Raw genomic sequence first — 22503 nt, 5'->3', positions numbered from 1 at the left:
GGCCGGCATCACCCTTCCAGCGCCTGCAGATACGTCTGCCGCCAATGATTGATGTCGTACGTGCGCAGGTGGTCCATCATCGCCTGCCAGCGCTCCACGCGCTTCTTCAACGGCATCGTCGCCGCAGTGGCAATCGCATCCGCGACACCATCCAGGTCATGCGGATTGACCAGCAGCGCCTGCTTCAGTTCATCGGCCGCACCGGCCAGCAGGGACAGCACCAGCACCCCGGGGTTCTCCGGGTCCTGCGAGGCGACGTATTCCTTGGCGACGAGGTTCATGCCATCGCGCAGCGGCGTCACCAGGCCGACCGCCGCCGCCCGGTAGAAGCCGGTCAGGGTGGCATGGGTGAAGTTCTGGTTGACGTAGCGCAGCGGGGTCCAGTCCGGCGCGGCATGCCCGCCGTTGATGTGCCCGGCGATCTGCTCCAGCTGGCCGCGCAGCTGCCGGTATTCGGTGACATCGCCGCGCGAGACCGGTGCGATCTGCAGGTAGGTCAGTGAGCCGTGCTGGTCCGGGTGGCGTTCCAGATAGCGCTCGAATCCCTGGAAGCGTTCGGGCAGTCCCTTGGAATAGTCGAGGCGGTCCACGCCGATCGCCAGCTGGCGATTGCGCAGGCTGCCGCGCAGGTCTTTGACCGCGGGCTTGTTCGCACCGGCCTTGGCCTGGCGCGCGATGAACTCGGTATCGATGCCGATCGGGAAGGCGGCGGCGCGGAAACGCCGACCGCCGGGCGCTTCCAGTTCGCCGTCGGGCAGCACACGGCCGCCACCGAACAGGCGCACATAGGACTGGAAGCGGTCCGCATCGCGCTGGGTCTGGAAGCCGACCAGATCGTAGGCGTAGAGGCTGGAGAACAGCCGCAGATGGTCCGGCATCGCCTGCAGCAGATCCGCCGAGGGCATCGGCACGTGCAGGAAGAAGCCGATCCGGCAGCCGATGCCACGCTCGCGCAGCAGCGAGGCCAGCGGGATCAGGTGGTAATCATGGATCCAGACGATGTCGTCCTCGCGGAGCAGCGGCGCGAGCTTCTCGGCGAACAGCGCGTTGACGCGGCGATAGGTCTCGCGGGTGGCGCGGTCGTAGTCGACCAGGTCCAGCCGGAAGTGCAGCAGCGGCCACAGCGTGCGGTTGGCGAAGCCGTTGTAGTAGCCATCGACGTCGCGCTTGTTGAGGTCCATGGTGACGTAGCGGATGTCCCCGTCGACCTGCTCGTGCAGTGCGCCGCTGTTGTCGCGCACCGACTTGCCGCTCCAGCCGAACCACAGGCCACCGCGCTCCTTGAGCGCGGCCAGCAGCCCGACCGCGAGGCCGCCGGCGCGGGATTCACCGGGAACGGCGACCCGGTTGGAGACGACGACCAAGCGGCTCATGACGCCTCCTGCCAGCTGCGCGACAGGCGCATCGCGGCGGTGATCAGGCCGACGTGCGAATAGGTCTGCGGGAAGTTGCCCCAGGCCTCGCCATTGTCGAACGCGAGATCCTCGGAGAGCAGGCCCAGATGGTTGCGGCGCTCCAGCAGCGTCTCGAACATCTCGCGCGCTTCGTCCAGGCGGCCGATCGCGGCGAGTGCATCAATGTACCAGAAGGTGCAGATAGTGAAGCTGGTTTCCGGCTCGCCGAAGTCATCCGGCGCCACGTAGCGGTACAGCGCGTTGCCGTGCTTGAGATCGCGGCCGATCGCTTCGACCGTGGCCACGAAACGTGCGTCGGTGGCCTCGATGAAGCCGATATCGGCGAGCAGCAGCAACGACGCATCCAGGCGATGGCCGCCGAAGGTATCGGTGAAGTGGCCGAGTTCTTCGCTCCACGACTCGCGCATGATGCGCGCATGGATGATGTCGGCGCGCTCGCGCCAGTAAGTGGCGCGGTCGTCCAGCTTCAGCCGCACGGCGATCTTGCACAGGCGGTCGCAGGCGGCCCAGCACATCGCGCTGGTGTAGGTGTGGACTTCGGTGCGGCCACGGAATTCCCACAGCCCGGCGTCCGGCACGTCGTGCAGGGTGAAGGCCTGCTCGCCGAGCGGTTCCAGCCGCGCGAAGGTGTGTGCGTCACCCGGGTCCTGCAGGCGGCGGTCGAAGAACAGCTGGGTGGAGGCAAGCACCACGCTGCCATAGACATCGTGTTGGCGCTGCACCCAGGCCAGGTTGCCGCGGCGCACCGGGCCCATGCCGCGGTAGCCGGAGAGTGACGGTACTTCGCTCTCTTCCAGCTTGGCTTCGAAGCTGATGCCGTACAGCGGTTGCAGGCTGCCATCGGCGGTGGCCAGGTTGAAGATATAGCCCAGGAACTGCTCCATCGTGCGGGTCGCGCCGAGGCGGTTGAGCGTGCGCACCACGAAGGCGGCGTCGCGCAGCCAGCAGTAGCGGTAATCCCAGTTGCGGATGCTGCCGGGCGCTTCCGGGATCGAGGTGGTCATCGCGGCGATGATCGCGCCGCTGTCCTCGTACTGGCACAGCTTCAGCGTGATCGCGCTGCGGATCACCGCGTCCTGCCATTCCAGCGGGATCGACAGATAGCGCACCCATTCGCGCCAGTAGTCGCGCGTGCGCTGGAAGGATTCCTGTACGTAGCCGCTGAGCGAGCGGTTGAGCGATTCATCCACGCCCAGCACCAGGTGCACGGGATGGTTGAGCACGAACGGCAGGCCGTCGCGCACGAAGCGCAGCGGCACATCGGTGGTCAGGCGCAGCACGTGGTCGGGCAGTACCCAGCGGATGTGGTTGCTGCCCCAGGTGGCCTCGGGCACGCGGGCACCCCAGTCGGCCAGCGGGCGCGCACGCACGATGATGCGCGGGTTGCCGGACAACGGACGCACCTGGCGGATCAGGCTGACCGGCCGGTAGAAGCGGTCGTTCTGGCGCCAGCGCGGCGCGAAATCGATGATTTCCAGGGCGCCGCCATGCTTGTCGCGCAACACCGTGCGCAGGATGGCGGTGTTGATCAGGTAGCTCTGTTCGCTGTCGACCATGTCCTCCAGCTCGATGCCGAAGTCACCGCCTTCCTGTTGGTTGGGGCCGAGCAGGGCGCAGAAGGTCGGGTCGCCATCGAAGGTCGGCAGGCAGCTCCAGACGACGCGCGCGTGCTTGTCGATCAGCGCGCCGAAGCTGCCATTGCCGACCACGCCCAGATTCAGATCGGGTTCGCTCATGATGCAGGAAGTCTCGTGTCATGCCGCGGCGGCACACCGGTGGGGGAGACCTGCGCGCGGCGTCAGGGGGCCTTGGGATCAAGGCATCAGTAGGCATTCTCGCGAAGCCAGGCGTGCACGCTGCGTATCGTCGGCAGCGCGAACACCGCATCGCTGGGCTCGCGCGCCCCGACCAGCACGCTCCAGCCATGCAGGTCGTTGGCCGCGCCAAAGCCGAATTCATCGGTCAGGTCATCGCCGACGAAGACCGGCATGCGATCGCGGAACGGCGGCTGCAGCATCAGCTGCCGCATCGCGCGACCTTTGTCGCTGCCTTCGGGAAGGAATTCGATGACATGGTCGCCGGGCTGCAGCTTGTAGCCGGCATGCCCGCGGATATGCCGTTCGGCGAACGCGCGCACATCGTTGGCGGCATGCGGGGCGCCGCGCCAGTGCAGGGCCAGGCTGCGGCCCTTGTCCTCCACCAGCACGCCGGGATAGCCATGCGCGAACCGCATCGCCTGCTGGTGCAGGGCATGCAGCCACTCGCTGGTATCGGCGGAGGGATCAGTGCTCTGCGCGCGCTGCTCATGGTTGCGCAGCTCGTGGCCATGCAGGCCGGCAGCGGGCAGGCTCAGGGGCGCGAAGAGTGTGTCGAGCTGGGCGAGCGGTCGCCCGCTGATCAGCGCGACCGCGCCATCCAGGCGGTCGCTGATGCGCCCGATTGCTTCACGTACATCGGGCAGCAGCGCGACCGACTCGGGGTCGTCCGCGAATTCGATAAGGGTGCCATCCACATCCAGGAACAGCGCACAGGCATCGTCCAGCAGCGGCGGCGGCGGACGTTGGGGGAAGTCGTTGGCCATGGTGACCAACATGCCAGCGTGGATGTGATTGCCAGGTCATGGCAACCACATTCATGCAGCGGTGCCGGCCAGCGGCCGGCACCATCGGTCAGAACGTGTAGCGGACGCGGCCGTAGTAGTACGCACCATTGCTGCCGATCGGTGACAGCACGTCGTACGGCAGGTTGCCGAAGTAGTAGATGTCATCGTTGGACAGATCCGAGTAGTTGTCGGTCAGGTTCTGTCCGCCCAGTGCCACGCTCCACTGCGGCGTGATCTTGTATTCGACCTCGGCATCCAGCTGCCATTCCGCGCCGTAGGTCTGGCGTGGGATGTAGCCATCACCAAAGTTGAACACACGGGTCACGCTGCCATAGCGACTGAGACGGCTGCTCAGCGACCAGCGGTCATTGGCCCAGCTGGCGGCCAGCGCAGCGCGGGTGCGCGGGGTGGCGTCGGTCAGCGTATTGGTCTCTTCCACGCCGAACAGCACGTAGTCCGGATCCAGCGCCAGCAGACCCGGCGGCGTGGCGAGCACGTTCTTCAGGGTGGTCTTGGTGTAGGCGTAGGTGCCGGTCAGCACCAGCTCGCCATTGCCCAGCGACTGCCGCCAGTTGCTCACCAGTTCGGCGCCCCGGGTGCGGGTATCGGCGGCGTTGACGAAGAAGCTGGCGCTCTGCAGGCCGGCCACGCCGAACTGCTGCTGCACGTAATCGGTCAGCGCATCGCCGGTGATGCTCTCCGACAGCGCGATGCGGTCGTCGATGTCGATCTGGAAGAAGTCCAGCGAGACGTCGAAGTGGTCGCCGATGCGGCTGGTGAAGCCCAGACTGGTGTTGAGCGACTTCTCCGGCTTCAGGTCGGTGGCGCCGAGGCCGCGGGCGATGGGATTGTTGACCGACAGCACGCGGCCCTGGACCAGCTGGCCAGCGGCGTTGTAGCCGGTGGAGGTGGACTCGTAGCCGATCTGCGCCAGCGACGGCGCGCGGAAGTTGTTGGAGATCGCGCCACGCAGCGCGAACGCCGGGGTGAACTCGTAACGCAGGCCCAGCTTGCCGGTGAGCTCGCCACCGAAGTCGTCGCTGTGCTCGTAGCGCGCGGCCAGATCGCTGGAGAAATGCTCGCCGAACTGGCTGGACAGGCTGGCGTAGGCGCTGGCGACATCCCGCGACAGCGAGGTCGCATCCTGCGGGGTCAGGCCGCCACCGGCCTGCGAGCCGGTCGGGCGGTCCGTGAACGGGCCGGCGGCATAGCTGCTCGGGTCACCCGGCCGGGTTTCGTAATGGTCGCGACGCGCTTCCAGGCCCAGGCCCAGGCTGTGGGTGATGCTGTCGCCCTGCGCGAACACGCGGCCGAGGTCGACATTGGCGACCGTCAGCTCGTTGCGGTAATCACCGGTCTTGAAGCGGGTCGGGCTGGTCGGGCCCAGCGAGGCATTGATCGAGTTGCGCAGGCGGTAGGTGAACGTGTTGACGCCGTAATCCAGGCTGGCGTCGTAGTTCCACTCGCCCCACTGGCCCTTCGCGCCGGCCACGGCCTGCACGTCGCGGTTCTCGCCTTCGGAGATCGGGCGGTAGCCGTTCGGGTAGACCTGGGCCCAGTTGGCGTCGCTGTCCGGGTAGCGGAAGTAGTTCGCGCCTTCGCTGTCGCGTTGGTTGAAGGTGGCGAAGCTGTAGAACGTGGAGGTCTCGCCGAATGGCAGCTGCGCGTTGTACCAGGCGTTGAGATCCCGGGTCTTGCCGTCACCGAGCACGTAGTTGCGCTTGCCCTGCAGGGCAAGGTTGGTCTCGCTCTGGTCCCACGGCGGAATCTGATCGAAGCCGGCGCGGTTGGTGCCCTCGTGGTTCTTCAGCTCCAGGCCGACGCGCAGGAAGCCGCCTTCGTCGCCCAGCGCGGTGCCGACCTTGGCACTGGCATAGCTGGTCTGGCCATCGGTGATCGTGCGGTCGATCGGCTTGAGGTCGGTGTGGTTGGCACCGAAGCTGGCTTCGAACGCGCCGCCTTCCGGGGCGTCATCGAGGATCACGTTGATCACCCCGGCGACCGCATCGGAGCCGTACAGCGCGCCGGCGCCGTCGCGCAGCACCTCGATGCGCTTGATCGCGCTGACCGGGATCGCGTTGAAGTCGACCGGGGTGGTGCCCTTGCCGATCTTGCTGTCGGTGTTCACCAGCGCGCTGCTGTGGCGGCGCTTGCCGTTGACCAGCACCAGCACCTGGTCGGGCGAGAGCCCGCGCAGCTGGGCGGCACGGATATGGTCGGCGCCACCGGAGTTGGACTGGCGCGGGAAGTTGAACGAGGGCAGCAGCGCCTGCAGCGCGCTGCCCAGTTCACCATTGACCACGCCGGCCTTGCGGATGTCCTCGGCGGTGAGCACGTCCACCGGCGAGGTGGATTCCAGCACGGTCCGGTCGATGGCGCGGGTGCCGGTGACGATCACGGTGTCCAGCGTTTTGGCGGTGGTCGGCGCGTCCTGCGCAAGTACGTCCTGGGCCAGCAGGGGGGAGGAGAGGACGAGCGCGATGGCAAGGCCAAGGCGCGACGCGGACGGACGGGACATGCGGACTCCAGCAGGACGACGAGGGGGAGGGAGGGGGGAGGTGTTGCCGACCCATGGCCAGCACTACCAATCCATCCGGATGAAGCGATATATTATCTTCGCGTGATGTCCCTGTGTGACGCAAGTCCCATCGGGGTGGTTATCAGCAGATAGCCGTTGGCGATCTGCACCGGACCCGGATGTCCGGCACGCTCCTTCCCCTGCCTGTCCCTGTGTTTCCGGAGAGTTGTCCATGTCGTTCCGCGCCATTCTGTTTGCCCTGGTCCTGGCCACCAGCGGCTGTGCCACCGCCGCCCCGGCCGCCAAGCCGACCCCGCCCACCACCGCCACGGCCACCACCGCCACGGCCACCCTGCAGGGCGATGCCGCGCGCCCGGACGCGGCCGCCGGCTGGGTCCGCAGCGAGCTCTACTTCGGCGTGGGCGAGGAAACCGGCGTGGCCGACCGCCCGCAGACCGAGGGCATCAGCGACGCGCAGTGGCGCGCCTTCCTCGACAAGGAGGTCACGCCGCGCTTCCCGGACGGCTTGACCGTGTTCGATGCCTACGGCCAGTGGCTGTTCCGCGGCGCCCCCGAACCGAACCGCCTGCGCACCAAGGTGCTGGTGGTCCTGCACGAAAACACCCCGCAGCGCCGCGCCGACATCGAAGCCATCCGCCTGGCATGGAAGCAGGCGACCGGCCATCAGTCGGTGCTGTGGGCGCAGCAGGCGGTTGAAGTATCGTTCTGATCCCGGGCGCCGCGGTGGCGCCTCACGGAGCGATGATGAAACACAGGGATGCGATGCTGGCCGCGGTGGTGATGGGCCTGGCGGTGACGTGCGCGCACGCGCAGGATGCCGACCCGGCCCCGCTGCGATGGGAGGTTGCGCCGGGCGTGCAGGCGCAGGCCGAGGTGCAGGAGGGCGGCAGCATCGCCGTGCTGCTCACGCCTTCCGGCACGCGCCAGATGCTGCCGGGTGCGGCCGATGCGGACGGCACTGCGCGCCTGTCGGCCGAGGATGTCGACTTCGATGGCCGCCCGGAGCTGGTCGCGCGCGCCTCGGTGGGCATGGTCAATGAGGCGGTGGCGGTCTATCGCTACGACCCGGCGCAGCAGCAGCTGGTCGCGCTCGAACCGGTCTCGACCGACGGTGCGCAATGCGGTGGCCTGATGGGCCTGACCGTGGATGCAGCGACCCGCACCCTGGGCAGCAGCTGCCGCGGTGGCCCGATGTGGTACGTGGACCAGTACCGTTACGACGGCACGCGCCTGTATCTGTACCGCGCCGAACGCCTGCTGATGCTCGACGAACTCCTCGAGCCCTACGTGCTCGTCACGCAGACCGCCGACGGCGGTCCGCTGGCGGTCTGGAGCACCTTCGATCCTGCCGGCAAGGTGCTGGAGACCGCCATCGCCGATGGCCTGGAGACGCCGCCCGCCGGCTCGGCGCTGGTCCCTGTTTCCGGCCGTGTGATGGCGGCGCGGCTGCCCCTGTACAGCCAGCCGGGCGATGCCGCTACCAAGCGCTATCTGGTCCGGGACGACCGTGTCGCGCTGCTGGATGAGCGCGACGGCTGGGTGCAGGTGCGTTATGAAAATCCCACGCGCGGTGCGGTGCGGGGATGGGTGAACACGCAGCCCTGATCGCGCAAACCCACATGAGTGTCACTTGCCCGATACTAGGCTGACGCTTCCCCCTCGTCGTGGAAGCATGTCATGAGCAAGCGCGTTGCCGAGATCGTGGTTGAAACCCTGCAGGCCGCCGGTGTCCGTCACTGTTACGGCATCGTCGGTGACACCCTCAACCATGTCACCGATGCCCTCCATCGCAGCGATATCGAATGGGTGCACATGCGGCATGAGGAAGTGGCCGCGTTTGCCGCCGGTGCCGAGTCGCTGATCAGCGGGCGGCTCACCGCCTGCGCCGGCTCGTGCGGTCCGGGTGGCCTGCACTTCATCAACGGCGTGTTCGAAACCAACCGCAACCGCGCGCCGATGGTATTGATCGCCAGCCAGGTGGTCACCGCCGAGCTGGGGATGGAGTTCCCGCAGGAAGTCGATTTCAAGGCGGTGTACGGCAGCTGCAGCGTGTTCTGCGAGCAGGTGCACAGCCCGGAGCAGGCGCGCCGCGTGGTGACCCTGGCGTGCCAGGCGGCGATCAGCCGTCGTGGTGTGGCCGTCGTGATTCTGCCGGCCGACATCAGCGAAGCCGAGGTCAAGCACGATCCGCCGTTCTCGGTGCACTACACCCAGCCTGTGCTGCGTCCTTCGGACGATGAACTGCAGCGCATCGCCGCGCTGATCGGCGAGGGCAAGCGCATCGGCATCTACGCCGGCGCCGGCTGCGAGCATGCGCATGACGCGCTGGTCGCGCTGGGTGCCAAGCTCAAGGCGCCGATCGCGCATACCTCGCGCGCGAAGGATTTCGTCGAGTACGACAACCCGTACAACATGGGCATGACCGGCATCTTCGGCATCGAGTCCGGCTACCACACGCTGATGGCCTGCGACACGCTGCTGCTGCTCGGCGCGGACTTCGCCTGGGGCCAGTACTACCCGGACAAGGCCACGCTGATCCAGGTGGATCGCGATGGCAGCCATCTTGGCCGCCGCCATCCGGTGAACCTGGGCGTGGTGGGCGACATCGGCCCGACCCTGGAGGCGCTGCTGCCGTTGCTGCCGGAGCGCGAGGACCGCAGCTTCCTGGACGAGTGCATGGAGCATCGCGAAAAGGCGCTGGCTACACGGGCCAGGGAAGAGCAGCCGGGCGAGGGCGAGTTGATCCACCCCCAGCATCTGACCGCGCTGATCGACCGCCACGCTGCCGACGATGCGCTGTTCACTGCCGACGGCGGCTCGCCGATGGTGTGGATCCTGCGCCATATCCGCGTCAATGGGCGTCGCCGCACCCTGACCAGCCTGCTGCACGGGACGATGGCCAACGCGATGCCGCAGGCGCTGGGCCTGCAGAAGGCCTACCCGGGCCGCCAGGTGATTTCGCTCTCCGGTGATGGTGGCCTGGCGATGCTGCTCGGCGATCTGCTCACCGCGGTGCAGGAGAACCTGCCGATCAAGGTGGTGGTCTACAACAACAGCTCGCTGAACTTCGTCGAGCTGGAGCAGAAGGTCGAAGGCCTGCTGGACAACTACACCGACCTGCAGAACCCCGATTTCGGCCGCCTGGCCGAGGTGATCGGTTTCTACGGGCGCACCGTGACCCGCTCGGAGGACCTGGAGCAGGCCGTGCAGGACATCCTGGCCCATCCCGGCCCGGCGCTGCTGGACGTGCACACCAGCCCGACCGAGCTGGTGATGCCGCCGCAGGTGGAAGCCAAGCAGGTGGCCGGCACCGCGCTGTATGCGGCCAAGGCGCTGCTCAGCGGGCGGGTCGGGGATGTGCGGGACCTGCTGGCCAACAACTTCCTCAACAAGCCCTGAGGCGCACGCGTTCCGGTAGTGCCGGCCGCTGGCCGGCTCCCGCCATTGCCTGAAGCATCCTGAAGGTGCCGGCCAGCGGCCGGCACTGCCGCGCGGTGACGCGTCCCACCCGCGGACGTTTCCCGGCGTTCCATCCATGCGCCTGTTACTGGCGGCGGTGAGGCCCTACCATCGGCTACCCCCTCCCCACGGCCGTCCCCCGCATGTCCGCCACTGCCCCCGTCCCCTCCGGACGCCCCCGCTGGTTCGTTGCCGGCGATCTCAACGGCTTCTTCGGCCTGGTGGTCGACAACCTGTCGATCCTCGGCTTCATCGCGATGGCACTGGTCGGCATTTTCCAGTTCCCCGCGGATGTGGTGTTCGGCCGGATGTTCCCGGGCACCGCGTTCGGCGTGCTGGTCGGCAACGTGCTCTACACCTGGATGGCACGACGCCTGGCCGCCCGCACCGGCCGCGATGATGTCACCGCGATGCCGCTGGGCCTGGATGCCCCGACCAGCATCGGCATGGCGCTGCTGGTGCTCGGCCCGGCCTTCCTCGCCTTCAAGGGGCAGGGGCTGGCCCCGCACGATGCCGCCATCGCGACCTGGCAGCTGGGCATGGCCTCGCTGGTGATCATGGGCGTGCTCAAAGTGATCCTGTCGTTCTTCGGCGAAGCGGTCACGCGCGCGCTGCCGCGGGCCTCGCTGCTTGGCTCCATCGCCGGCATCGCGATCGTGCTGATGGGGTTCCTGCCGCTGCTGGAAACGCTGCGCTCGCCGATCGTCGGCTTCGTCACGCTGGGCCTGCTGCTGTACGTGCTGATCGCCAAGCGGAAGCTGCCGATCCGCGCGCCCGGCGTGCTGGTCGCGTTCGTGTTCGGCACAATTCTGTACTACGGCCTCGGGCTCGCCGGGCTGGGCGCACCGGGCTTCAAGGTGCCCGAGTGGGTGCCGCCGCAGGTGGTGCTGCCGTGGCCGACGCTGGGCTTCATCGACGGCCTGCCGACCGCGATCACCTACCTGCCGCTGCTGCTGCCGTTCGGCCTGCTGATGGTGGTGGGTGGCATCAACGTCTCCGAGAGTGCACGCGCTGCCGGTGACGACTACCGCACCCGCGACATCCTGCTGGTGGAAGCGATCGCCACGCTGGTGGCCGGCTTCTGCGGCGGTGTGGCGCAGACCACGCCGTACATCGGCCAGCCGGCCTACAAGCACATGGGGGCGCGCAGCGGCTACACGCTGCTGACCGGCCTGTTCGTCGGCATCGGCGGCATGCTGGGGGTGATCTCCGGCCTGGTGCAGTGGCTGCCGCTGGCGGTGCTGGCGCCGATCATCGTGTACGTGGCGATCGACATCACCACCCAGGCCTTCCAGGCCACGCCGCGCGAGCATGCCGGGGCGATGGTGCTGGGCTTCCTGCCTTCGGTCGCTTACCTGCTGGCGATCAAGGCGCCGGGCTGGATCGCGCCGGAGCAGCTGGTGGCCTTGACCACCACGCTGGACGGGCACGGCCTGCCCGAGCTGGCAGTGATCTTCACCCTGGGCAATGGCTTCATCATCACCTCGATGCTGTGGATCGCGGCGGTGGTGGCGATGATCGACGGGAAGCTGCTGCGCGCGTCCGGGTTCCTGCTGGTGGCCGCCGCGCTGACGCTGTTCGGCCTGATCCATTCGGTGGACCCGCGCGGTGGGATTTACCTGCCGTGGCAGCTGGAAGGCCTGCCGAAGATCATCAGCTGGCAGTTTGCAGGCGCGTATGTGGTGCTGGCGGGGTTGCTGGCGCTGTTGTCGCTGCAGAAGCAGCCTGCTGAGCGGACCTGACGCTCCGGCGACGGCACTACCGGCTCACGACCCAACCTGCGCTCACGACCAACGGTCGTGAGCTACCGGGTGGAGGCGGGCCGGCGAGGGATCAGGCTTCCCCATCCAGCTCCGGGTAGTGCCGGAAGATGCCGTTGGTGTTGAAGGCCAGGCGCCGTTCCGAGGCCAGGTAGGCGGCGATGTTGGGTCGGGTTTCCACGCGGTCCTTCAACGCGCGCAGCTGCGGCAGCGACGGCCACAGCGCCTGCATGCGGCGCGGGAACATGTACTCCAGCCCGCTCAGCAGCTGGAACAGCGACAGATCGACGTAGGAATGCTCTCGCAGGGGATGTCGGCCGCCGTTGTGCTTGAGTACGTTCTCGAAATACCCCAGGAACTTCGGCATGCGTTCGGCGCGAATCGATTCGGCGCGCGCCTTGGCTTCGCGCTTCTGGTCGTCGTAGTACTTCGAGGCGGCGATCGGGTGATGGGTGTCGTGCACCTCGGCGACCAGATCGGCGATGGTCAGCTGCAGCTGCAGCGCCTGCTGTCGCCGCGAGCTGGCATCGGGAACGAGGCCCAGTTCCGGGCCCAGATGATCCAGGATCGCACCGACCTGGGCGATCACCTGCCGCCCGGTGCGCAGAAACGGCGGGGCAAACGGCTGCAGGCCTTCGACCTTGCCATCCAGGTGCGGCTGCATCACCGCATCACCATGGACGCGCGCCATGTCCGTGTAGCCCGCACCGGCGTCTTCCAGCGCCAGCCGCACGAACTCGCCGCGGCCCTGGATGCCGGTCCAGTAATACAGTTCGTAATGCATGCAGTCACTCCGTGCGGAACCGGCCCCCAGCATCGCCCGCGCCGACGAAAGCAGGCGTGAGCGCAGCGTGGTTCCCGTGCTAGGGTCGAGCGGGGACGTCGACGGGAGTACGGGATGCGGATGTGGGTACTGGGCGCGTGCGTGGCGATGCTGCCGGTCACCGTGGCGGCCGATCCGGTGGCGCTCCACGATGGGTTCGGCTACAGCGATGCGGTGCTGCGCGCGGAGCTGATGACGCTGCGCGACATGAGCGGGGCGTCCGGCCCGCGCCGCCATCTCGGCGCGGCGGGCTACCACCGCGTCCGTGGAGAGCTGGATGCCTCCAACCGTGCCGCACGCCAGTGCCTGGCCGAAACCGCCGATGCACCGCCGGCGCTGCAGGGCCTGGCCTTCCTGTGCGAATCCACCCTGGCCGGCAATGCGCTGATCGAGGGCGACATCGCGCAGTGGGCGAGGCTGATGCTGCGTGTGCGCGAGGACTACCAGCGCACCATCGTGCCGATGCTCGCGCCCGGTGATGAAGTGCCCGATGTCACCCGGCCCGCGTTCGCGGCGTTCACCGCGTGGCCGCGCAGCGCGCTGCCGGTGGCCGGGCGCGGGCAGGACGTGGAGGTCCCGATCCAGTTCAGCAATGAGCTGCCCTCGGTGACGGTGACGCTGCATGGCAGCCGCGATGGCGCTGTCGTCGCCCACGAAGCCTCTTTCATCATCGACACCGGTGCGCCGCGCTCGCATATCAGCCGCGCCCTGGCCGAATCGCTGGGACTGGCGGTCACCGGCAACTTCGTGGTGTCGCGCATCGTCGGGGACGAGATCCAGCAGGCGGGGCTGGTCGCGCCGATCGATATCGAACTCGGTGGCCAGCGCGTGCGCGATGTGTCGTTCAACAGCGAAGCCGCGCGCGGGATCAACCTGATCGGCCTGGACGTGCTGCGCGCGCTGGGGCCGGTCCGGCTGTCCCGCGAAACGTTGACGCTGCTGGGGTCGCACACGCCGGCTGCCTGCACGCGCCGGATGGTCTACACCTCGTCGCTGTGGGGGCCGTTCCAGCAGGTCCGCTATCCGATCCGGGGCCGCGAGCACCACCTGATGCTGGTCGATACCGGCTTCCACGGGGCCTTCCAGATGCGCGGCGCGGCGCGCTCGTCGGTGCCGGCCGCGGCGATCCAGCGCCGGAACGTGATCACCACGCGCGGCGCGGAGGACATAGAGTACGCCCCGGCCAGCACACCGCTGCAGATCACCGACACGGTGGCGGCGATTCCGGTGGATATCGCCTTCCAGCCGCCGGACCTGTTCCCGTCCTCGTGGCGGATCGGCTACGGCGTCACCGGGGGCTATGACGTGGCGCTGGACCTGCCCGCCAGCCTTGGCTGCTTGGTGCCGCGCCCGGCCGCGCCGCCTGTGCTGGAGCGGCCGCCCAGCGCGTGAAGGCCCGCGCGGGCGGGGGGCGGAAAGGACTGCGGGAAGGCCGACGGCGGCTGAATCGGCATCTCATCCACCCTTGAAACACGCCCGCGTAACCGCATCTGACAGAGAGTGCTGGCACGGCCAGCTCCCGTTTACATCGAGGACAAGAATCATGCGGATGGACAAGCTCACCTCGCGTTTCCAGCAGGCGCTGGCCGACGCGCAGTCGCTGGCCGTGGGCCGCGACCACAACATCATCGAACCGGTGCATGTGTTCAGCGCGCTGCTGGACCAGCAGGGCGGCAGCACGCGCCCGCTGCTGGCCCAGGCCGGCGTCAACGTGCCGGTACTGCGCGAACGTTTGAACGAAACCATGGAGGCCCTGCCCAAGGTCTCCGGGCAGGAAGGCAATCTGTCGATCGGCAACGATCTGAACCGGCTGCTCAACAACACCGACAAGCTGGCCCAGCAGCACGGCGATGCCTTCATCGCCAGCGAGTGGTTCGTGCTGGCCGCGGTCGACGATGGCGGCACCCTGGGCATGGCGCTGCGCGCTGCCGGTGCCGACAAGAAGAAGATCGAAACCGCCATCGAGAAGGTGCGCGGTGGCGAGACCGTGCAGTCGGAAAATGCGGAAGACCAGCGCCAGGCGCTGGAGAAATACACCATCGACCTGACCGCGCGCGCCGAGAGCGGCAAGCTGGATCCGGTGATCGGCCGCGACGAGGAAATCCGTCGCACCATCCAGGTCCTGCAGCGCCGCACCAAGAACAACCCGGTGCTGATCGGCGAACCCGGCGTGGGCAAGACCGCGATCGTGGAGGGCCTGGCCCAGCGCATCATCAACGACGAAGTGCCCGAAGGCCTGCGCGGCAAGCGCGTGCTTTCGCTGGACATGGGCGCGCTGATCGCCGGCGCCAAGTTCCGCGGTGAGTTCGAGGAACGCCTGAAGGGCGTGCTCAACGACCTCGCCAAGAGCGAGGGGCAGGTGATCCTGTTCATCGACGAGCTGCACACCATGGTCGGCGCAGGCAAGGCCGATGGCGCGATGGATGCGGGCAACATGCTCAAGCCGGCCCTGGCGCGTGGTGAGCTGCACTGCGTCGGTGCGACCACGCTGGACGAGTACCGCAAGTACATCGAGAAGGACGCCGCGCTCGAGCGCCGCTTCCAGAAGGTGCTGGTGGGCGAGCCGAGCGTCGAAGACACCATCGCGATCCTGCGCGGGCTGAAGGAAAAGTACGCCGTGCACCATGGCGTGGAGATCACCGACCCGGCGATCGTCGCGGCGGCCACGCTGTCGCACCGCTACATCGCCGATCGCCAGCTGCCGGACAAGGCCATCGACCTGATGGACGAAGCCGCGTCGCGCATCCGCATGGAGATCGACTCCAAGCCGGAAGAACTGGACCGCCTGGAGCGGCGCGTGATCCAGCTCAAGATCCAGCGCGAAATGCTCAAGAAGGAAAAGGATGACGCGTCGCGCCAACGCCTGGCCGATCTGGAAACCGACATCGATGCGCTGGAGCGCGAGTTCTCCGATCTCAACGAGATCTGGAAGTCGGAAAAGGCCACGCTGCAGGGCGCGACCCGGATCAAGGAGCAGATCGAGCAGGCCAAGCTGGAGCTGGAGTCGGCGCAGCGCCGCCAGGACTTCGGTCGCATGAGCGAAATCCAGTACGGGCAGTTGCCGCAGCTGGAAAAGCAGCTGGCTGCCGCGCAGGAAGTGGAAACGAGCGAGTTCAAGCTGGTCCAGGACCGGGTCACCGCCGAGGAAATCGCCGAGGTGGTGTCGCGCTGGACCGGCATCCCGGTCAACCGCATGCTGGAAGGCGAGCGCGACAAGCTGCTGCGCATGGAAGAGGTGCTGCACAACCGCGTGGTCGGCCAGGAGGAGGCGATCAAGGTGGTCTCCGATGCGGTGCGGCGCTCGCGTGCGGGCCTGTCCGATCCGGACCGCCCGAGCGGCTCGTTCCTGTTCCTGGGCCCGACTGGCGTGGGCAAGACCGAGCTGTGCAAATCGCTGGCCGAGTTCCTGTTCGACAGCAGCGACGCGATGATCCGCATCGACATGAGCGAGTTCATGGAGAAGCACAGCGGCGCGCGCCTGATCGGTGCGCCCCCGGGCTATGTGGGCTACGAGGAAGGTGGCTACCTGACCGAGGCGGTGCGTCGTCGCCCGTATTCGCTGATCCTGCTGGATGAAGTGGAGAAGGCGCATCCGGATGTGTTCAACATCCTGCTGCAGGTGCTCGACGACGGTCGCCTGACCGATGGCCAGGGCCGCACGGTGGACTTCCGCAATACCGTCATCGTGATGACCTCCAACCTGGGCTCGCACCAGATCCAGGACATGAGCAGCGATGACAGTCCGGAGGCCTATACGCAGATGAAGGCGGCGGTGATGGGCGTGGTGCAGGCGCATTTCCGCCCGGAATTCATCAACCGCCTGGACGACATCGTCGTGTTCCATCCGCTGGACAAGGTGCAGATCAAGCAGATCGCCCGCATCCAGATGCAGGGCCTGGAAAAGCGCCTGGCCGAGCGTGGCCTGCGCATCGAGGTCAGCGACGCCGCCTTCGAGCTGCTGGGCAATGTCGGCTTCGATCCGGTGTACGGCGCCCGCCCGCTCAAGCGTGCGATCCAGTCGCAGCTGGAGAATCCGCTGGCGCAGAAGATCCTGTCCGGCGAGTTCCTCAATGGCGATGTGATCCGCGTCGATGCGGCCGAGGGCAAGCTGGTGTTCGTGAAGGGCTGAGCCCCGCACGCGCCGGCGGCCTGATAACCGTTGCGCCTCAGACCATGCTGGTTTGGCATGAACCCCCGCCTCGGCGGGGGTTTTTTGTTCGGTATCGTCGGCATTCACCTGGAGACGATGCGATGTCCGAACACGGCAGTCCCGAATCACAGTGGCGCGCGGAGACCATCGCCGTGCATGGCGGCTACCGGCCCGACCCGACCACGCGCGCGGTGGCGGTGCCGATCTACCAGACCGTGGCCTACGCCTTCGATGACACCCAGCACGGCGCGGACCTGTTCGACCTGAAGGTGCCGGGCAACATCTACACCCGCATCATGAATCCGACCACGGACGTGCTGGAGCAGCGCATCGCCGCGCTCGAGGGCGGCATCGGCGCGCTGGCGCTGGCCTCGGGACAGGCCGCGATCACCTACGCGATCCAGACCATCGCCGAAGCGGGCGACAACATCGTCTCGGCCAGCGCGCTGTATGGCGGCACCTACAACCTGTTCGCGCATACGCTGCCGCAGTTCGGCATTGAGACGCGCTTTGCCGACTACCGCGATCCGCAGGCGTTCGGTGCGTTGATCGATGACCGCACCAAGGCGGTGTTCGTCGAGTCGATCGGCAACCCGCGCGGCAACATCACCGACATCGAGGCGGTGGCGAAGATCGCGCATGCGCATGGCGTCCCGCTGATCGTCGACAACACGGTGGCCACGCCGTACCTGCAGCGCTCGTTCGACTTCGGCGCGGACATCGTGGTGCATTCGCTGACCAAGTACCTCGGCGGTCATGGCACCAGTCTGGGTGGCGCCATCGTCGACTCCGGGCGCTTCCCATGGGCCGAGCACAAGCAGCGCTTCCGTCGTTTGAACGAGCCGGACGTGAGCTACCACGGCGTGGTCTACACCGAAGCCCTTGGGCCGGCTGCCTACATCGGTCGCGCGCGGGTGGTGCCGCTGCGCAATACCGGCGCGGCGATCTCGCCGTTCAATTCCTTCCTGATCCTGCAGGGCATCGAGACGCTGGCGCTGCGGCTGGACCGGATCAACGCCAATACCCTGGCCGTGGCCAACCATCTGCAGGGGCATCCCAAGGTCGCCTGGGTGAACTACGCCGCATTGCCCGACCACCCCGAACATGCGCTGGTGCAGAAGTACCTGCGCGGCCACGGCTCCGGCGTGCTGACCTTCGGCCTGCCCGGTGGTCGCGCGGCAGGCGCGCGTTTCCTGGACGCGCTGCAGCTGTTCACCCGCCTGGTGAACCTGGGCGATGCCAAATCCCTGGCCACGCATCCTGCCTCGACCACCCACCGGCAGCTGGATGCGGCCGAGCTGGAAAAAGCGGGCGTCAGCGAAGACACGGTACGGCTGTCGGTGGGCATCGAGCACATCGATGACCTGCTGGCGGACCTGGAGCAGGCGTTGGCCAACGCGTAGAGGCAGGACCCACGGCGGCCGGTGCGGGCCGGCTGCCGTGGGGTTTTTTGGCGTGGCTCTACCGGCAGGGTTAGGATCGGCTGACGATTCCCCAACTGCGCAAGATCGGCCACGCGCCGGGGTGGGGCACGACGCACGCTGAGCGTCACCCCGAGATGGAGCCCGCCATGAGCCGCATTGCCCAGGTACGCCAGCGCCACGGTATCGACCGCGTCATCGCCCATCTGCAGGCGTGCCTGCGCGCTGGCGATGCCTTGCCCGATCTGGAGGCACTGGCCGCGATCGCGCACCAGTCCCCGTTCCACTTCCATCGTCTGTACCGCGCGCTGACCGGCGAAACCCCCGGGCGTACCGTGGCCCGGCTGCGCCTGCTGCAGGCGCTGACGCTGCTGGGGCAGGCCGACAGCCGGGTCACCGAGGTCGCCTTGCATGTCGGTTATGAGAGTCCACAGGCGCTGGCCCGTGCCTGCCGCCAGGCGCTGGATGCCACGCCGAGTACCCTGCGCGAGGATGCCGGGCTGCGCAGCCACTGGCAGCAGCAGCTGTCGCTGCCGGCGGGTGATCACAGCGGCGACGCGGTACCCCTGCAGGTGACCGTGACCACGCTGGAACCCTTCGACGTGGTCGCGCTGCGCAGGGAAGGCGCCTTCGATGATCTCGACCAGGCGTTCGGCGAGATCTTCACCTGGGCGGCCGAGCAGGGCTGGGCCGAGCAGTTGCAGCAGCTGGTCGGCATTGCACGCACCGATCACCGCGATGTGCCGGTGCGCGAGTGCGTGTTCGACTGCGGCATCGGGTTCGGTCGCACGCCGCACGCGCTGCCGGCACCGCTGCGTGCGCTGACACTGGGCGGCGGCGCGTATGCGGTGCGGCGCCATCTGGGCAGCTATGCAGGGCTGGAGGCCGCCACCGACGTGCTGCTGCGGGACTGGCTGCCCGAGAGCGGCCACACGCTGCGCGATGCCGAGCTGTATTACCACTACCTCGACGATCCGGAAGAGGTCCCTGAGGCGATCCTGCGTGCGGACATCTGCGTGCCGGTCGCGTAGCGTCCCTCACACCACTGGAATGCTGTGCTGCTGCCTCATCTTGCGGTACGGCGGGGTGGACATCACCATCTCGGCCAGCGAATAGGCCAGCTCGCGCTCGGCCATCACCGTGCCATCGGCGCCGTGGGCGAGCAGGTGTTTCACCTCGGCATCGCTGTGCGCACGTGCCAGCAGGGTCAGGCCGGGATTGAGCGCGCGCAGCTTGGCCAGGGTTTCACCGGCTTCCAGCGGCTGCGGGATCGCCAGCACGGCGATCTTGGCGCGCTCGGGATGTGCTTCGGCCAATACGCGGTCGGAGGCGGCGCTGCCACGGATGCCGGGCAGGCCGGCCGCATGCGCTTCGGCGACGTGTTCCTTGTTGTCGTCGATGATCATCACCGGCACGCCACGGTCGCGCAGCACCTGCGCCAGCGCGCTGCCGACGCGGCCGTAGCCGATCACGATGGCATGGTCGTGCAGGTCCAGCGAGGGGCCGGGTGGCAGCTCGGTCTCCACCGTGGTCGGGGCGGTTTCCTGGTGCTTGAGCAGCCAGCGGTCGAGCAGGCCGAACACCAGCGGGTTGAGCATGATCGAGATCAACGCACCGGCCAGCACCAGCGCCTGTCCGGTCGGCGGCAGGATCTTCAGGGTCACGCCGAGGCCGGCGATGATGAAGGCGAATTCGCCGATCTGCGCCAGGCTGGCCGAAATGGTCAGCGCGGTACCGGTCGGGTGGCCGAAGGCACGCACGATCACGAACGCAGCGGCGGACTTGCCGAACATGATGATCGCCGCGGTGGCCAGGACCTGCCACGGGTGCTCGATCAGGATGGCCGGATTGAACAGCATGCCGACCGAGACGAAGAACAGCACCGCGAATGCATCGCGCAGCGGGAGCGAATCGTTGGCGGCCTTGTGGCTGAGTTCGGATTCGTTGAGCAGCATGCCGGCGAAGAACGCGCCCAGCGCGAACGACACGCCGAACAGCATCGCCGAGCCGAACGCCACGCCCAGCGCGATCGCCAGCACGGCCAGGGTGAACAGCTCGCGCGAACCGGTGCCGGCGATGCGCTCCAGGATCCACGGGATCACGCGGCGCCCGACCACCAGCATCACCGCCACGAACAGGCCCAGCTGCACGAAGGTCCAGCCGATGCTGGCCAGCACGCTGCCGACGGTGTGGGTTTCATTGGCCGCGTCCGGGCCGAACACGCCGGCCATGACCGGCATCATCACCAGCGCCAGGACGCAGGCCAGGTCTTCCACGATCAGCCAGCCAATGGCGATCTTGCCGCGCGTGGTCTCCAGCAGGCGCCGTTCTTCCATCGCGCGCAGCAGCACCACGGTACTGGCCGTGGCCAGCGAGAAACCGAACACCACGCCGTAGATCACCGGCCAGCCCATCAGGGCCGCCAGGCCCCAGCCGAGCAGGGTGGCGACCAGGATCTGGCCGATCGCACCCGGGATGGCGATCGCTTTGACCTCCATCAGGTCTTTCAGCGAGAAATGCAGGCCGACCCCGAACATCAGCAGCATCACGCCGATCTCGGCCAGCTGGTTGGCCAGCGCCTGGTCGGCGACGAAGCCGGGGGTGAACGGTCCTACGCAGATGCCAGCAACCAGGTAACCGACCAGCGGGGACAAACGCAGCTTGTTGGCCAGCGCGCCAAGGATGAAGGCGAGCCCAAGGCCAACGGCCACGATGTTGATCAGGTCGGTGTCATGGTGCATCGGGGCTCGCAATGTGGGGAATGCCCCGATTTTCACCGATGCGGCTGGATACGGCAAACCGTAGCGTGGTTTGCCGGTTCCAGGTGCACTCTCTTCGGGTCGTTCGCTGTGGCGCCAGTCAGTGGCTGTCTCAACGGGACTGGATCAAACCAGCCGCCGATGCTGTACCTCTTCAAGTACCTGGGCAGGTTCGGCGACCGTGGCTGCAGCCTGCTGGCGGTCGATCTGCTGCAGTTGCCGGATCGAATCGTCGACCGGGGTATGCACTGCGGCGTCGATCCCCATATGGGCCCGCCGGTGGGCAGGGTCGTCCAGCGCGCCCTGGATCACGAATACGTTCTGTGAGTCGGACGAGGGGCCAGTGGGTTTTCCCAGGACGACGTGGTCAATCCGCTCTAGTCCTTGGGCCCGGGCCAGGTTCGCCAGGCTGGCGGCCATGCGCTCGCTGGACTGGTCAGGCTGCCGGGCCAGGGCTGCGTCCAGCTTGTGGACGCCCTCGATGGCTTGTTGGTGCAGCGACAGGGACGTGTCGCTCAGCGATCCTGCACTGGATCCCTGCTGCCTGGGTTCCGGCGGAGGCTGCGGGTTCGCCGGGGTAGTGGGCTGAAGACGTTCTGCCTTGCGGATGGACTCGATCAGTTCCCGGGGCGTATCGGTGAGCATCAACTCGCCGGCATCCAGCGTTTGCCCGGTCACCTTGGAGACTGTCGCCGTCGCCCATGACGCGCAGGTGTTCGTGTATGCCCATGCGACATTCTCGTTCAGGGCCTGATCGAGCTGCTTTTCCTGCTGGGGTGTCAGCTCGTAGTAGCGGGAGGCCGACGACCTGAACCTTGTTTCCAAGCCGACCCTGATGTCCGTTTCGGGTCCGTTATCGCCTGCGCGTGGGTGCCCGTCTGGCCACAGGCCGTAGTACTGCGTGTCGCCATTTCGGGTGACCGTGATCCAGGCATGACCATCCACAAACTGATTGAATGATCCTTGCGTGTTGGGGTCTACGTCGCTATGGATACCCAGGACTACCTTGTCAGCCATAGCGCCCCCTTAAGGAAAGACTTGCTCTTCGCCGTCGGCGAAGAGCATTACAACGCGAGGCGCCAACAGCGGAATATCCTGCACCGCAGGTTTGGGTGGGCCAGGCACGATGTGACGGCGCAGCATGGTTGCGCAGTTGCCGGATATCGGACACCGGTCGATGACGATCTTCATGGTGTCCGCCTCGACGACGTAGCTGATTCCCGCTGCGTAGTACATGCTTTCGGCAGGTTCCTCGAACTGCACCTGGAGGGTGGAGTCGGACACCTTGGTCACCACGACCGGCTCGACGCTTGACTTGGAATAGCTCGGTTTCACGTGATCTCCTGCACATCCGGAAAGCGGGATCGCCGCCAGCGCCGCCCACGCGACGGCGCAGCGCACCACGCGGCGTGCGCTGCTGGACAGGTTCAGTGGGACGTCTTGGCGATTCATGCCTGGATTCTGGCATGGCGCCGCGTGTGAAATGCGTGTCGGGGCGCACAGTAGTGGGGGGGGGGGGGGGGGGGGGGCAGAGAGGACACGAAGAGTTTAAAATCAACTACCGAAAAGCAACAA

16 protein-coding genes are annotated in these 22503 nt (G+C 67.3%); 8 read left to right on the top strand and 8 right to left on the bottom strand.

The genetic code is table 11. The features are described 5' to 3' along the window. Positions 1-8 precede the first annotated feature (8 nt). From otsA to ABE424_RS17890, 4 genes are all read right to left on the bottom strand, one after another. A complete protein-coding gene (gene otsA / locus ABE424_RS17905; RefSeq protein WP_176988389.1) occupies positions 9-1373 on the bottom strand; it encodes an alpha,alpha-trehalose-phosphate synthase (UDP-forming) in 1365 nt (454 codons plus the stop codon). Continuing rightward, positions 1370-3151, bottom strand: a complete 1782-nt coding sequence (locus tag ABE424_RS17900) for a glycoside hydrolase family 15 protein (RefSeq protein ID WP_346492245.1) — start codon at positions 3149-3151, stop codon at positions 1370-1372. Before ABE424_RS17900 ends, otsA begins: the two co-directional genes overlap by 4 nt. Before the next feature lie 86 nt (positions 3152-3237). Then, positions 3238-3996 carry a trehalose-phosphatase gene (gene otsB, locus ABE424_RS17895; protein WP_346492246.1) on the bottom strand — a complete coding sequence of 253 codons (759 nt, stop codon included), beginning with the start codon at positions 3994-3996 and terminating at the stop codon, positions 3238-3240. 88 nt (positions 3997-4084) lie between these two features. Then, on the bottom strand, positions 4085-6535 hold the full coding sequence (locus ABE424_RS17890; RefSeq protein WP_346492247.1) for a TonB-dependent receptor: 2451 nt from the start codon (positions 6533-6535) through the stop codon (positions 4085-4087). A 232-nt stretch (positions 6536-6767) separates the two neighbouring features. Here ABE424_RS17890 and ABE424_RS17885 point away from each other — a divergent pair, with 232 nt between their 5' ends. The 4 genes from ABE424_RS17885 (at position 6768) to ABE424_RS17870 (ending at position 11757) form a co-directional block, all read left to right on the top strand. Then, on the top strand, positions 6768-7265 hold the full coding sequence (locus ABE424_RS17885) for a DUF3574 domain-containing protein (RefSeq protein WP_346492248.1): 498 nt from the start codon (positions 6768-6770) through the stop codon (positions 7263-7265). A gap of 35 nt (positions 7266-7300) precedes the next feature. Continuing rightward, positions 7301-8161: an SH3 domain-containing protein gene (locus ABE424_RS17880; protein WP_346492249.1), complete on the top strand. Its 861-nt coding sequence runs from the start codon at positions 7301-7303 to the stop codon at positions 8159-8161. 72 nt (positions 8162-8233) lie between these two features. After that, positions 8234-9955, top strand: coding sequence for a thiamine pyrophosphate-dependent enzyme (locus tag ABE424_RS17875; RefSeq protein ID WP_346492250.1), 1722 nt, complete (start codon positions 8234-8236; stop codon positions 9953-9955). Between the two features lie 203 nt (positions 9956-10158). After that, complete coding sequence (locus ABE424_RS17870) at positions 10159-11757, top strand: hypothetical protein (protein ID WP_346492251.1); 1599 nt, start codon at positions 10159-10161, stop codon at positions 11755-11757. A 91-nt stretch (positions 11758-11848) separates the two neighbouring features. On the opposite strand, the gene ABE424_RS17865 is transcribed toward ABE424_RS17870, so the two are convergent. Beyond that, positions 11849-12559 (bottom strand): glutathione S-transferase, encoded by a 711-nt coding sequence (locus tag ABE424_RS17865; RefSeq protein WP_346492252.1) that lies wholly within the window; start codon positions 12557-12559, stop codon positions 11849-11851. Positions 12560-12673: 114 nt separating this feature from the next. Between ABE424_RS17865 and ABE424_RS17860 the strand changes: the two genes are divergently transcribed. The 4 genes from ABE424_RS17860 (at position 12674) to ABE424_RS17845 (ending at position 19200) form a co-directional block, all read left to right on the top strand. After that, a complete protein-coding gene (locus tag ABE424_RS17860) occupies positions 12674-13990 on the top strand; it encodes a retropepsin-like aspartic protease (RefSeq protein ID WP_346492253.1) in 1317 nt (438 codons plus the stop codon). A gap of 151 nt (positions 13991-14141) precedes the next feature. After that, positions 14142-16727, top strand: coding sequence for an ATP-dependent chaperone ClpB (clpB, locus tag ABE424_RS17855; protein WP_346492254.1), 2586 nt, complete (start codon positions 14142-14144; stop codon positions 16725-16727). Positions 16728-16849: 122 nt separating this feature from the next. Then, entirely contained in the window at positions 16850-18151 is a 1302-nt protein-coding gene (locus ABE424_RS17850) for an aminotransferase class I/II-fold pyridoxal phosphate-dependent enzyme (protein ID WP_346492255.1), read from the top strand. Between the two features lie 167 nt (positions 18152-18318). After that, positions 18319-19200, top strand: a complete 882-nt coding sequence (locus ABE424_RS17845; RefSeq protein WP_346492256.1) for an AraC family transcriptional regulator — start codon at positions 18319-18321, stop codon at positions 19198-19200. 6 nt (positions 19201-19206) lie between these two features. Here ABE424_RS17845 and ybaL read toward each other — a convergent pair whose 3' ends face one another. The 3 genes from ybaL to ABE424_RS17830 form a co-directional block, all read right to left on the bottom strand. Continuing rightward, the gene (gene ybaL / locus ABE424_RS17840; protein WP_346492257.1) at positions 19207-20910 is read right to left on the bottom strand and encodes a YbaL family putative K(+) efflux transporter; all 1704 of its coding nucleotides are present in this window, start codon (positions 20908-20910) and stop codon (positions 19207-19209) included. Between the two features lie 144 nt (positions 20911-21054). Beyond that, the gene (locus ABE424_RS17835) at positions 21055-21945 is read right to left on the bottom strand and encodes an XVIPCD domain-containing protein (protein ID WP_346492258.1); all 891 of its coding nucleotides are present in this window, start codon (positions 21943-21945) and stop codon (positions 21055-21057) included. Between the two features lie 9 nt (positions 21946-21954). Next, positions 21955-22380, bottom strand: a complete 426-nt coding sequence (locus ABE424_RS17830) for a hypothetical protein (RefSeq protein WP_346492259.1) — start codon at positions 22378-22380, stop codon at positions 21955-21957. Positions 22381-22503: the final 123 nt, after the last annotated feature.

The sequence above is a fragment of the Stenotrophomonas sp. TWI1149 genome, assembly GCF_039673155.1.
GTDB lineage: Bacteria > Pseudomonadota > Gammaproteobacteria > Xanthomonadales > Xanthomonadaceae > Stenotrophomonas > Stenotrophomonas maltophilia_AA.
The sequence above is the reverse complement of the archived record's forward strand: the minus strand, read 5'-3'. Positions and strand labels throughout refer to the sequence as shown.